This window comes from Streptomyces sp. NPDC096311 (genome assembly GCF_044763085.1).
Taxonomy (GTDB): Bacteria; Actinomycetota; Actinomycetes; order Streptomycetales; family Streptomycetaceae; genus Streptomyces.
Map to the genome: position 1 here is coordinate 291,642 of NZ_JBIWFN010000011.1, position 12,401 is coordinate 304,042.

The 12,401-nt window shown below is 71.0% G+C and carries 10 protein-coding genes and 1 pseudogene; 4 read left to right on the top strand and 7 right to left on the bottom strand.

Going from position 1 to position 12,401, the window contains the following annotated elements:
* Positions 1 to 148: 148 nt before the first annotated feature.
* Positions 149 to 937, top strand: coding sequence for a carbon-nitrogen hydrolase family protein (locus ACIRA5_RS28205; protein ID WP_403694963.1), 789 nt, complete (start codon positions 149 to 151; stop codon positions 935 to 937).
* 63 nt (positions 938 to 1,000) lie between these two features.
* Complete coding sequence (locus ACIRA5_RS28210) at positions 1,001 to 2,710, top strand: flavin monoamine oxidase family protein (protein WP_403694967.1); 1,710 nt, start codon at positions 1,001 to 1,003, stop codon at positions 2,708 to 2,710.
* Between the two features lie 34 nt (positions 2,711 to 2,744).
* On the opposite strand, the gene ACIRA5_RS28215 is transcribed toward ACIRA5_RS28210, so the two are convergent.
* Both ACIRA5_RS28215 and ACIRA5_RS28220 read right to left on the bottom strand, forming a co-directional pair.
* Complete coding sequence (locus ACIRA5_RS28215; RefSeq protein WP_261686348.1) at positions 2,745 to 3,677, bottom strand: LLM class F420-dependent oxidoreductase; 933 nt, start codon at positions 3,675 to 3,677, stop codon at positions 2,745 to 2,747.
* Between the two features lie 58 nt (positions 3,678 to 3,735).
* Complete coding sequence (locus ACIRA5_RS28220) at positions 3,736 to 4,440, bottom strand: DUF5995 family protein (protein ID WP_403694970.1); 705 nt, start codon at positions 4,438 to 4,440, stop codon at positions 3,736 to 3,738.
* 131 nt (positions 4,441 to 4,571) lie between these two features.
* Here ACIRA5_RS28220 and ACIRA5_RS28225 point away from each other — a divergent pair, with 131 nt between their 5' ends.
* Positions 4,572 to 5,762: a glycoside hydrolase family 6 protein gene (locus ACIRA5_RS28225; protein WP_403694973.1), complete on the top strand. Its 1,191-nt coding sequence runs from the start codon at positions 4,572 to 4,574 to the stop codon at positions 5,760 to 5,762.
* Between the two features lie 30 nt (positions 5,763 to 5,792).
* On the opposite strand, the pseudogene ACIRA5_RS28230 reads toward ACIRA5_RS28225, so the two are convergent.
* The 5 genes and pseudogenes from ACIRA5_RS28230 to ACIRA5_RS28250 all read right to left on the bottom strand — a co-directional run.
* Positions 5,793 to 6,285: pseudogene (locus ACIRA5_RS28230) on the bottom strand (hypothetical protein); the annotation flags it as partial.
* 40 nt (positions 6,286 to 6,325) lie between these two features.
* Positions 6,326 to 7,522: a hypothetical protein gene (locus ACIRA5_RS28235; RefSeq protein WP_403694976.1), complete on the bottom strand. Its 1,197-nt coding sequence runs from the start codon at positions 7,520 to 7,522 to the stop codon at positions 6,326 to 6,328.
* A 389-nt stretch (positions 7,523 to 7,911) separates the two neighbouring features.
* The gene (locus tag ACIRA5_RS28240) at positions 7,912 to 9,297 is read right to left on the bottom strand and encodes a uracil-xanthine permease family protein (protein WP_403694979.1); all 1,386 of its coding nucleotides are present in this window, start codon (positions 9,295 to 9,297) and stop codon (positions 7,912 to 7,914) included.
* A gap of 524 nt (positions 9,298 to 9,821) precedes the next feature.
* A complete protein-coding gene (locus ACIRA5_RS28245; protein WP_089100675.1) occupies positions 9,822 to 10,472 on the bottom strand; it encodes a response regulator transcription factor in 651 nt (216 codons plus the stop codon).
* On the bottom strand, positions 10,460 to 11,746 hold the full coding sequence (locus tag ACIRA5_RS28250; RefSeq protein ID WP_403694982.1) for a histidine kinase: 1,287 nt from the start codon (positions 11,744 to 11,746) through the stop codon (positions 10,460 to 10,462). Before ACIRA5_RS28250 ends, ACIRA5_RS28245 begins: the two co-directional genes overlap by 13 nt.
* A 135-nt stretch (positions 11,747 to 11,881) precedes the next feature.
* On the opposite strand from ACIRA5_RS28250, the gene ACIRA5_RS28255 reads away from it, so the two are divergent.
* A complete protein-coding gene (locus ACIRA5_RS28255; protein WP_403694984.1) occupies positions 11,882 to 12,397 on the top strand; it encodes a hypothetical protein in 516 nt (171 codons plus the stop codon).
* Positions 12,398 to 12,401 lie beyond the last annotated feature (4 nt).

The following is a 12,401-nucleotide window of genomic DNA, read 5'->3' on the forward strand; positions in this document are numbered from 1 at the left end:
GAGGGCGCGCAACGAATCGCCGCCGGAGGCGGGGCGCACGCAACGATTCGTCCACCGGCGCGCAACGGCTCCTCCTTGTCCCCCCGAGCCCCCCGCCCGTACCGTCTAAGCAGCCCCCGACACCCCTCCGTACCCGTGAGGACCACGCATGCGCACAGCCCTGCTCCAGAGCTCCGGCCGCCCCGGCTCGGTCGTCGAGAACCTGAAGGTCCTCGACGAGGCCGCGGGCCGTGCCGCCGCTGCCGGCGCCGGGCTCGTGGCCGCGCCGGAGATGTTCCTCACCGGGTACGCGATCGGCGACGACATCGCCCGCCTCGCCGAGCCCGCCGACGGGGACTCCGCCGCCGCGATCGCCGCGATCGCCACCCGCCACGGCGTCGCCGTCGTCTACGGCTACCCCGAGCGCGAGGGCGAGACGGTCCACAACTCCGCGCAGCTCATCTCCGCCGACGGCACCCGCCTCGCGAACTACCGCAAGACCCACCTCTTCGGCTGCTTCGAGCGCGACCACTTCACGCCCGGCGAGCAGCCCGTCGTCCAGGCGGAGCTGAACGGCCTCCGTGTCGGCCTCATGATCTGCTACGACGTCGAGTTCCCGGAGAACGTCCGGGCGCACGCCCTCGCCGGCACCGACCTCCTCGTCGTGCCGACCGCGCAGATGCACCCCTTCCAGTTCGTCGCCGAGGCCGTCGTCCCGGTGCGCGCCTTCGAGAACCAGATGTACGTCGCGTACGTCAACCGGGTCGGCCCGGAGGGCGAGTTCGAGTTCGTCGGACTGTCCACGCTGGCCGGCCCCGACGGGATCGCCCGTACCCGGGCCGGACGCGGTGAGGAACTCGTCCTCGCCGACGCCGACCCCGACTTCCTCGCGGCCTCGCGCGAGGCGAACCCGTATCTGAAGGACCGCCGCCCCGGCCTCTACGGGTCGCTCGTCTGACACCCGGCCGCCCCCGGCGCCTCGCCTCCCCTCACCGGCTTTCCCGCAAGGAGTCCGTACCCCATGACGTCCACGGTGCCCACCGCCGTCCAGCACGCCGACGCGCAGCAGCCGCCGATCACCATGTTCGGCCCGGACTTCCCGTACGCGTACGACGACTTCCTCGCCCACCCGGCGGGCCTCGGCCAGATACCCGCGACCGAGCACGGCACCGAGGTCGCGGTCATCGGCGGCGGCCTGTCCGGCATCGTGGCCGCCTACGAGCTGATGAAGATGGGCCTCAAGCCCGTCGTCTACGAGGCCGACGAGATCGGTGGTCGCCTGCGCACCGTGGGCTTCGAAGGGTGCGACCCGTCGCTCACCGCCGAGATGGGCGCCATGCGCTTCCCGCCCTCCTCCACCGCCCTCCAGCACTACATCGACCTGGTGGGTCTGGAGACCCGGCCGTTCCCCAACCCGCTCGCGGAGTGCACTCCCTCGACGGTCGTCGACCTCAAGGGCGAGTCGCACTACGCGACCACCGTCGACGACCTGCCGCAGGTCTACCGCGACGTGATGAACGCCTGGAACGCCTGCCTCGAAGAGGGCGCCGACTTCTCCGACATGAACCAGGCCATGCGTGAGCGCGATGTGCCGCGCATCCGCGAGATCTGGGCGAAGCTCGTCGAGAAGCTCGACAACCAGACCTTCTACGGCTTCCTCTGCGACTCGGACTCCTTCAAGTCCTTCCGGCACCGCGAGATCTTCGGCCAGGTCGGCTTCGGCACCGGAGGCTGGGACACCGACTTCCCGAACTCGATCCTCGAGATCCTGCGCGTCGTCTACACCGAGGCCGACGACCACCACCGCGGCATCGTCGGCGGCTCCCAGCAGCTGCCGCTGCGCCTGTGGGAGCGCGAGCCGCAGAAGATCGTGCACTGGGCCTACGGCACCTCGCTCGCGAAGCTGCAGGACGGCGCCCCGCGCCCGGCCGTGACCCGGCTGCACCGCACCGCGGGCAACCAGATCACCGTCACCGACGCGAACGGCGACATCCGCACCTTCAAGGCGGCGATCTTCACCGCCCAGTCCTGGCTGCTGCTCTCCAAGATCGCCTGCGACGACTCGCTCTTCCCGATCGACCACTGGACGGCGATGGAGCGCACCCACTACATGGAGTCGAGCAAGCTCTTCGTGCCCGTGGACCGGCCGTTCTGGCTGGACGAGGCCGTCGACGACAGGGGAAATCCGACGGGGCGTGACGTCATGTCGATGACGCTCACCGACCGCATGACCCGCGGGACCTACCTCCTCGACGAGGGCCCGGACAAGCCCGCCGTCATCTGCCTCTCGTACACGTGGTGCGACGACAGCCTGAAGTGGCTGCCGCTGTCCGCGAACGAGCGGATGGAGGTCATGCTGAAGTCGCTCGGCGAGATCTACCCGCAGGTCGACATCAGGAAGCACATCATCGGCAACCCGGTGACCGTGTCCTGGGAGAACGAGCCCTACTTCATGGGCGCGTTCAAGGCCAACCTGCCCGGCCACTACCGCTACCAGCGCCGCCTGTTCACGCACTTCATGCAGGACGCACTGCCCGCGGACAAGCGGGGCATCTACCTCGCAGGCGACGACATCTCCTGGACGGCCGGCTGGGCCGAGGGTGCCGTGCAGACCGCGCTGAACGCGGTCTGGGGCGTCATGCACCAGCTGGGCGGGGCGACCGACCCGACCAACCCCGGGCCCGGCGACGTCTACGACGAGATCGCGCCGGTGGAACTGCCCGAGGACTAGGGCCTGGCCGGGCCGGCCTTCGCGGGGCGGCCGGTCAGATTCCGGCCGCGCGCGCCGCCGCGTAGACCTCGGCGGCCAGGTCCTTGAGCTCCTCGGCGTCCCGCGGCCCGTCCTGGAGGTCGACGAAGTACTCGTCGAGGCCGATCTCGGCGTACGGCACCAGGTCCGACACGATCTGGTCGACGTTGCCCTGGAAGGGCTGGCGGTCCGCGCCGTCGTAGGCCTTGGCGGAGTAGCGCGTGTTGATCCGCGCCACCGACTGGATCGGCTCGGTGCGCCCGCGCTCGGCCGCGAAGTCCTGCACCTGCCGCCACTGGGCGGCGAGTTGGTCGGCGCCTCCCTGGGCCACGGGCTGCCAGCCGTCGCCGCGGTCCACGAGCCGGGTCAGCGCCTTCTTGCTGAAGGCGGGCAGCAGGATCGGGATCGGCCGGGCCGGCTTCGGGGCGACCACGGCCGACTCGATCTTGGTCAGGCGGCCCTCGTACGACACCGGGTCCGGGCCCCACACCGCGCGGCACACGTCGAGGACCTCGTCCAGGACCCGGCCCCGCTCCTCGAACGGTGCCACGCCCGCCGCGGCGTACTCGTCGAGCGACCAGCCGGTACCGAGACCCGCCACGACCCGGCCGCCGCTCGCCGCGTCCAGTGTGCCCAGGGCCCTGGCCAGCTGGAACGGGCCGTGCAACGGGGCGACCAGGACGCTGGTGCCCAGCCGCGCCCGCTGCGTGGCCGCCGCGGCCAGCGTCAGGGTCACCAGCGGCTCGGCGACGCCGCGGTAGGAGTCGGGCCAGGGCAGGTTCGGGACGCCGTAGAGCCCCTGCGTGGCGGGGTCCGGGAACAGGGCGCGCTCGAACACCCACAGGCTCTCGTAGCCGATCTCCTCAGCCGTGCGCGCCACGTCCGGGACGTCTCGCCCGATGTCGTACTGGCGTGTTTGAGGAAGACTCAGACCCAGCCGAGCAGCCATGCTTGTGCTCCTTCGCGTCAGGCACTTGAACCGTGAACGTATCGCGTACGAACGTGAGTTACATGCTGTACGCGGGGATATGGCCGGATCCGTCCCCCAGGGGTGTGAGCAGCATTCGGCCCGCCAGACCGACCGCGGCGCCGAGACGGTCGGCGAACTCCTCGGCGAGGTCGGGGAGTCCGCGTAGCGCCCACAGGGCCCGCGCCGCCGACCAGGCCGCGTCGCGGGCCCTCTCCAGGCTCCACGAGCCGAGCAGGTGGGTGAGCGGATCGGCGATCTGGAGGAGGTCGGGGCCCGGCATCAGATCTTCGCGGACGCGCTCCTCCAGCGAGACGAGGAGGTCACCCACGCGCTCGAACTCGTCCTCCAGGTCGGCTGGTTCGCAGCGGAGCGTACGGCAGGTGTCCACGACGGCGAGCGCCAGATCGTGTCCGATGTGCGCATTGATGCCCGCGAGCGCGAACTGCAGCGGGCGTACTCCCGGATGGCGCCGGAACTGGAACAGCGGACGCCAGCAGGCGGGCGGGGACCCCTCCTCGGCCACGCGCAGATAGCGCTCGGCGAAACGTACATCCAGCGTGACCGCGGCCTTGCCGTCCGGGAATTCCCCCGCGCCCAGGCGCCGTTCGACCTCCTCCGTGACGGTGAGGTAGACGCGGTTGAAGACCGCGACTCCGTCCCGCTCCGGCAGGGTCGCCGCCAGGGTGCGCATCCGGGAGGCGATGGCGTCCACGGGGGTGGTGAACTGTTCCAACTGCGTCATGGGGGCAGGTTCCCAGTCCTAGGCTGACCGGAGTCGCCGCCTGGCCGGGCGCATCCCCAGAACGGGGGAACTCGCCCGTGTCGTCAGGCGCGGATGTGGCCGGGAGTGGTGGGAACCGGGGGGAGCGGTACGTGTCAGGCTTACGTGCGCAGCGCCTGGCCGCACGCAGGGCCGAGCGCAGGCGGGCGGCCCGGCGCGCCGCCGTGGTCGCGGCGGCCTCGGTGGTCGTGGCGGTCGGCGCGGTGACGGGGATGATGTCCGCCCTCGACCGCGAGCGGCCCTCCGACGACGCCCGGCCGCTGGTGACCCGCTCGCCCGGCCTCCGCCCGCCGCCCGCCGTACCGACGCCCTCCCCGCCCGGGACCTCCGCCGCGCCGTCCCCGTCCTCGTACCACCCGTCCCCGAAGCCGAGCCCGACGCCCTCCCCGAGCAGGAAGGCCCCGGCGACCGTGGCCGCCCCCGCCCTGCTCTACAGCCACCCCGACTCCCAGGTCCTGGACTGGGTCGCGTCCCACCCCGGCGACCACCGGCGCGCGGTCATCGAGTCCCGGATCGCCGACCGCCCGGCCGCCGTCTGGTTCGCCGACTTCACCCCCGCCACCATCACCGCGCGGGTCAGGGCGGTGACCGCGGGCGCCGCGGCCGAGGGCCGGGTCCCGGTCGTGGTGCCGTACGCCATCCCGCAGCGCGACTGCGGCGGGGCCTCACAGGGCGGCGCACCCGACCTCGCCGCGTACGACGGCTGGATCGACGACTTCGCGGCGGGCCTGGGCGATGACGAGGTCATCGTCATCCTGGAGCCCGACTCGGTCGCCCAGGCCGACTGCCTCCCCGCGGCCGACCGGGCCGCCCGTTTCGCCTCGCTGGCCCGCGCCGGCCGTGTCCTCAAGGCCGCCGACCCCCGGGCCCGCGTCTACTACGACGCCGGCCACTCCGCCTGGAACCCGGCCGCCGAGCAGGCCGCGCTCCTCGCACGGGCGGGCGCCGCCTCGGCCGCATCCTCCGACGGCGTCTTCACCAACGTGTCCAACTTCCACCGTACGAGCGACGAGATCGCGTACGCCCGGCAGGTGCTGTCCGCGCTGGGTGGCCCCGCGAGTCTCGGCGCCGTCATCGACACCAGTCGCAACGGCAACGGTGCCCCGGCCGACGGGGAGTGGTGCGATCCGGCGGGCCGGAAGATCGGCCGGGCGCCGACCCTGAACACCGGGGAGGCCAGGATCGACGGCTATCTGTGGGTGAAGCTGCCGGGGGAGTCGGACGGGTGCAAGGGCACGCCGGGGACCTTCTCGGCGGAGTACGCCTATGAGCTGGCGCGCTGATCGTCGTACGAGGATGGGCCGAAGTCCAGCCTTCAGGCAGAGGGCGCCGACGCCGATGACGATGATGCCCGCGGCGGCCGGCACCAGGTTCAGCGGATTGCGCAGGTCGACCCGGCGTTGAGCCAGATCCGGGCGCCGAGCGGGCCGATCATGCCGTACGGGATGACGATGATGCCGCCGAGCACTCCGCCCCGGATCGCGGCCACGACCACGCCGAACGGACCAGGCCCAGGAAGTTCGCGGTCCCTGACCAGAAGCCGCGCAGGCAGACGACGGACAGACCGGTGAGCAGCATGGTGAGCAGGGCCGTCCACCGGTCCTGCGGCCAGCGCGTGGACGCCGTCACCGGCGCCAGGTTGAAGCCGATCAGCATGACGACCGTGCCCGTGCCGATCGGTGGCATCGCGGCATGGATGATCCGCGCACCGAACCGCTGCACGGCCAGGCCCACCAGGAACAGCACGACGCCGGCGACGAACACCGGTCGGCAGACGCAAGTACGTCCGGCGTTCGGGTCGCGTAGTGAATTTCGGGTCTCGTAGTGAATAAGGTGGACCTGCGGCTCAGGCGTTCGTTGGCCGGTCGGGGCTGGTGGTCAGACTCCAGGTGCCCTGACAGTGCACCGCGAGCCACGCCGGTTTGGCGGGCATGATCAGCTCGGCGTCTTTGACCGACCGGTAGCCGCGGAAGAGCTGGTCCACAGCTTGGAGCCGGGAATTCAGTCGCTCGATGACGACTTCTCCTCTGCGGCTGTCGCGGGTGAGGCGGGCGGTGGCCCTGCTGCCGGTGTAACGGACGACGTCCCAGCCGTCGCCGCTGATCGAAGTGGTGAACTCCCGGCAACCGTCCGCAGACTCCAGCCACGCCTTCCAGTGGGGAATCCTGTCCACGTCGAAATCCAGCGGATCGGCCGGTGCTCCCGCAACAGCGTCGTTCGAGATGCGGAACCGAGCTGATTCGTCGCCACCGTCGGTCATCGGGACAGGCAGCCGTGCGGTGAAGTCGCCGCCGGCCTTGAGGAGCACGTCGCGGGGGCGGGTGGATCCGGCTGCGCGGCGCAGTCGCTGCAGAGTGCTTGACAGGCGTTCGCCGTAGGACACGGCCCGAACGACGAGCACTGCGGGAGCGGCGGGGTTCCAGTCGATGCTGAACTCCGTCGGTCCGGGACTCTCGAGATGTACGACCCTGCTCCGAGCCAGCCGGTCGGCCGGCTCGGCACGCCTGGTCCGGTCCCGAATGTGCCTACCGCCTTGTTCATCGCGTTCGGCCCCCTTCTTCGGCCTGATGAGTCGGGCTCGTCCGGACTGCTGCCGTTGCCTGGCCTTCTCAACAGCGGTCGGCGCGTCGCCGTCCTGCAGCCGTACCGCGTCTGCTGCGCACACCCGGATCGTCCGGGCCGTGCCACCCGGTGGGGCCCACAGAATTTCGGTGACGGACGGACCGTGTCTCGTATCGAAGAAGCAGGACGGGGCAGACCGCCGTCGCACCGGCCGGCCCTCCCTGCGGGCGTCAAGATCTGCCAGCGCCTGATGCCCCTCGGCCAGAGCCTGTCGCACGGCAACGTCCGCCTCGGCTGCGGTGCGGGCGGCAGCCAAAACACGCTTTGCCGTCTCGTATGCGTCGAGCGCCGAGGCGTAGGCGACCAGCAAAGCCTCGTCATGCTCTGGCTTCGGCACGAAGTCATACGCGGCCAGCGCCTCGCCGAAGCGCGTTATTTCCGCGTCCAGTTCGGCCTCACGCCGAGCAGGCATGGATGTCACACTCGCAGAATATTACTGGGACCAGGAAGGTCCGGCCATTGCGGCGGTCAGGCAGTTGCCCGTTGCGCTCTGCCGCCCCATCGGACGCCTTTCTCGCTGCGGATGCGGGCGCGTTCCTTGCGCCGGGCGGCCCAGCAACGCAGCGAACTCCCGCCGACACGCGGTAACTTCAGCGTCTTCAGGCGCAAACTCCGGCGAGGGCTTCTGACGGGCTCCTGCTGAGTCGGTCCTCGACGCTCCTGCGAAGACGCCACCGGCAGCGGCGCGCCAGGCCGGTCCACCATCTCCGCGTAGTCCGTACGGCGTGACCTGGGAAGGTTGTTCTGCGGTGGCATGTCCGCCCCGCCTCCGTGTTCAGACATTCGACAGCTCGCCGGCGGCGCCTGCGCTCACGATCCGTCCGGTACGCCTCGGTCGTACCCCGGATTGCCCGGTTCGAGGAGCGGAGGCTCGTCCGTCAGGTGGGCGGGAGCCATGACGCGCAGGGCGTGGTATCCGATGACGACGATCAGCGTTCCCAACGCGATGCCGCTGAGTTGGAAGTTGTCCGTGAGTGTCAGGCTCACGTTGCCGATTCCGATGATGAGCCCCGCAGCCACCGGAACCAGGTGCAGGGGGTTGGAGAGGTCGACCAGGGAGCGAACCCAGATCTGGGCACCCAGCAGGCCGATCATGCCGTAGAGGATGACCGTGATTCCGCCGAGGACGCCGCCGGGAATGGCGGCCACCACGGCACCGAACTTGGGGCAGAGCCCGAACAGGATCGCGAAAGCGGCGGCGCACCAGTAGGCAGCGGTCGAGTAGACACGCGTGGCGGCCATGACACCGATGTTCTCGGCGTACGTGGTCGTGGCAGGGCCGCCCACAGACGTCGACAGCACAGTCGCTGCACCGTCGGCCATGATCGCCGTACCGAGCCTGTCGTCCAGTGGTTCACCGGTCATCTCGCCGACAGCCTTGACGTGTCCCGCGTTCTCGGCGACGAGGGCGATGACGACGGGCAGGGCGACCAGAACCGCCGAGAGGGAGAAGCTCGGGGCATGGAAGGTCGGAAGGCCGATCCAGTCCGCCTTGGGCACGCCCGAGAGGTCGAGACGCCAATGGTCGACCGACTTGGCACCGCCCGCGGGGGAGTGGATCTTACCGAACGCGCGGTCGAAGACCCATGAGATGGCATACCCGAAGGCCAGCCCGAGAAAGATCGCGACACGGGACCAGAAGCCGCGCAGCACGACAAGGGCGAAACCCGTGAACAGCATGGTCAGAAGAGCCGTCCACTGATCCTGGGGCCAATAGGTACCCGCGGTGACCGGAGCCAGGTTGAACCCGATCAGCATGACCACCGCACCCGTGACCACCGGAGGCAGTACGGCATGGATGATGCGGGCCCCGAGAGCGCGTACGACCGCCCCGCACAGGAAGAGGACCACGCCGACGACCAACAGCGCGCCAGTGAGAGTCGCCGCGTCACCCCCCTGTGTCTTAATGACGGCGGCGACACCGATGAACGAAAGACTGCTGCCCAGGTAGCTCGGAATATGGCCCCGGGTGATGAGCAGGAACAGAATGGTGGCCACGCCGGAGGCCATCACGGCAAGGTTGGGATCGAGGCCCATCAAGATGGGGGCGACGAAGCAGGCTCCGATCATGGAGACCACATGCTGCGCGCCGAGACCGACAGTGCGCCCCCAGGTGAGTCGCTCGTCCGGTCTCACGACCTCACCCGGGGCGAGGCTCTTGCCGTCGCCGTGCAGCTTCCAGCCGAAGGCCGCCATGGTCATGCTCCTTGATGTGTTGCTGGGGTGGTTCTGAGACCGCCGGCTGCACCGGGGGCTCGACGACTAGCGGAACATGCAGTTCAGGTGCATGCCGACACGACGGGCCGTGAGAGTGGGGATTGGACCTGCGTCGTCAACATCGCCACCACGTGCTGGGCGCCGAGCCCGATCGTGCGCGGCCACGAGAGGCGTTCATCGGGTCGGACAACCGCTCCGGGCGCGAGCGCCCGCCCGTCGCCGTGCGGTTTCCGGCGCACGCCCAGGCGGTTTCGTTTGGATCACCTGGCTGACCAGAGGAAGATGCTCGCAACGTGGAGTCCGGCCAGGTAGATGGCTGCTGTCTTCTCGTAGCGGGTGGCGATGCCAGCCCCACCCATGCCATGGCCCAGCGCACGACGGCCACCCCCTTCGGCACCCAGCGCGGCAAAGCCTGGTGGAGAGCACCTGTCCGAAGGCGCCGCATTCCCCACTAAGTGCTGCTCAGCACCGTTGTCGACTGGGCATGCGGGCGTGATCGCGCACTATGCGGTCGCAACGCCCAGGAAGCGCAGCACCGCCAGGACGCGGCGGTGGTCGGCGTCGGCCTTGGGCAGGTCGAGCTTGGTGAAGATGCTGTTGATGTGCTTGGCGACCGCGCTCTCGCTCACGACCAGCTCGGCGGCGATGCCGGAGTTGGACCGGCCGCCCGCCATCAGCTCCAGCACCTCCCGCTCGCGCGGTGTCAGCCGGTCGAGCGGATCGCTGTGCCGGCGCACCAGCAGCTGCGCGACGACCTGCGGGTCGAGCGCGGTGCCGCCGGCCGCCACCCGGCGTACCGCCTCGGCGAACTCCTCGACGTCGGCGACCCGCTGCTTGAGCAGATAGCCGACGCCCGAGGTGTTGGCGGCGAGCAGATCGGCGGCGTACCGCTCCTCCACGTACTGCGACAGCAGGAGCACGGCGGTACGCGGGTACTGGCGGCGGATCACCAGCGCGGCGCGTACTCCCTCGTCGGTGAAGCCGGGCGGCATGCGCACGTCGACCACGGCGATGTCGGGCCGGTGCTCCTCGACGGCTGCCAGCAGCCCTTCTGCGTCGGCGACTTGCGCGCACATCTCGAAGCCGGCCGCCTCCAGCACCTTGACCACGCCGATGCGCAGCAAGAGGGAATCCTCGGCGATCACGGCGCGCACGGCAGCTCCACGGTGATGACGGTCGGGCCCCCGGCGGGGCTGCGGCAGGAGAACGTGCCGTCGACGGACGCGACGCGCTTGGCGAGCCCGGCGAGCCCGGTGCCACCGCCGGCCGCCGCGAGATCCGCGCCGCCCGCGCCGTCGTCCGCGACGACCACCAGCAGTGTCTCCCCGATCCGCTCCACGGTCACGTCCGCCCGGGTCGCCTGGGCGTGTTTGACCACGTTCGTCAGGGCTTCGGAGACCACGAAGTACGCGACGGCCTCGACCGTGGGTGAGGGGCGCTGCGGCAGGTCCACCGCCACGCGCACCGGGATCGGGAGGCGGGCGGCGACCCCGGACAGCGCGGCGTCGAGGCCGCGGTCCTCAAGGACGGCCGGATGCAGGCCGCGCACCAGGTTGTTCAGCTCGGCGATCGCCTCCTTCGCCTCGCGGTGCGCCTCGTCGATCACCTTGCGGGCGTCCTCCGGCAGGTCGCCGAGGGTGGACCTGGCCAGGCCCAGGTTGACGGCGAGTGAGACGAGGCGCTGCTGTGCGCCGTCGTGCAGGTCGCGCTCGATCCGCCGCCGCTCGGCGTCGGCGGCGTCGAGCACACCGGCCCGGCTCTCGGCGAGGTCGGCTACCCGGCGGGCCAGATTCTCCGTGCGGCTGGGGCCGAGCAGGACCTCGGCCGCCCGGGTCTCCAGCCGCACCAGAGCGCCGGTCAGCCGGGGCCCGAGGAACAGCAGGGCGAGGCCGCCGGCGGTGATGTACGCGGCCTGCGTGGTGTACCCGAGGTCGGTGACCCGCCACTGCGGGGGCAGCACCCAGATCCACACGTAGATGGAGGCGGCCACGAGAGCGGCGGCCCAGACGGCGAGGACGGCGAGGTCCAGGACGGCGAGCAGCGGACCCGCCACGGCGTGGTAGCAGACCTGCCGCCACAAGGCCCGCGTGGTCAGCCGACGCACCGCCGACTTCCAGTTGCGTCCGGGCCCGGGTACGGCGGGGCGCGGGAGGTCCTTGCCGACGAGCGCCCGGTAGCGCCGCCGCTGCCCGACGGTCAGCAGGGGTGTCACCACGAGCGTGAGCAGCACGGGCAGCGCCACGAGCGTGAGCAGCACGGGCAGCGGAGTCGAGGCCGGCACCAACGCCGCCATCGTGCCGAGCAGCCAGAGCCACAGTGGCACCACGGCGAGGTGGAGCGGCAGGCCGGCGGCGACGAGCGCGGTCCGGTGTCCCGCCCTGCGGAACGGCCGGCCCAGCACCAGCTGCAGCCACGTCGTGAGTTGCATGCGTCAAACGGTAAAGCCGCAGGCCATCCCCGTGCCATGACGCTTCCGCCCGGTTCGGGGGTGCACTTATCTCCACCCCGGGTCGGAACCCTGCGTGACTGACGGCGCCCCCGTGTGCGGCGGAGGGTGGAGCACGTGAAGGGGAGAGCCGGCGGGGAGCGGGGGAAGACGATGCGTCAACTGGTGTTGTGCAATGACGAATTGGCCGGTGCCGAGGGCTTCGACCGCGCCGAGGTCATCCCGCTCCACGAAGAGGCGGAGGAGCCGCGCCCGGCGCGGGGCATGCGGCGGGCCGGGTGGCTGCTGGTCGCCTGCGGGCTCGCCCTGCTGCCGTGGCTGTACGTGCTGGCCACCGGCCTGCCGGCCACCGCGACCGCGGCGCACTGGCCGGTCGCCTGGGTCGGGCTCGACGCGCTGGAGGCGCTCGGCCTGATCGCCACCGGCCTCCTCGCCGCCCGCGGCGACCGGCGGCACGCCCTGACAGCCGCCGCGACCGCGACGCTGCTTGTGGTGGACGCCTGGTTCGACACCACGACCGCGGCCCCGGGCGGCGACTTCGCCACCGCGGTCGCCATGGCGCTCGGCGCCGAGCTGCCGCTCGCCGCGCTGTGCGGCCGGCTGGCGCTGCGGGCGCTGAGCCGGCCCGCGTGACGCC

Bases quoted from the DNA above. Each gene is read 5' to 3' on its own strand.
- ACIRA5_RS28205 (WP_403694963.1), top strand. From the start codon at position 149: ATGCGCACAGCCCTGCTCCAGAGCTCCGGCCGCCCCGGCTCGGTCGTC.
- ACIRA5_RS28220 (WP_403694970.1), bottom strand. From the start codon at position 4,440: ATGACGCAGTTGGAACAGTTCACCACCCCCGTGGACGCCATCGCCTCC.
- ACIRA5_RS28240 (WP_403694979.1), bottom strand. From the start codon at position 9,297: ATGGCGGCCTTCGGCTGGAAGCTGCACGGCGACGGCAAGAGCCTCGCC.
- ACIRA5_RS28215 (WP_261686348.1), bottom strand. From the start codon at position 3,677: ATGGCTGCTCGGCTGGGTCTGAGTCTTCCTCAAACACGCCAGTACGAC.
- ACIRA5_RS28250 (WP_403694982.1), bottom strand. From the start codon at position 11,746: ATGCAACTCACGACGTGGCTGCAGCTGGTGCTGGGCCGGCCGTTCCGC.
- ACIRA5_RS28210 (WP_403694967.1), top strand. From the start codon at position 1,001: ATGACGTCCACGGTGCCCACCGCCGTCCAGCACGCCGACGCGCAGCAG.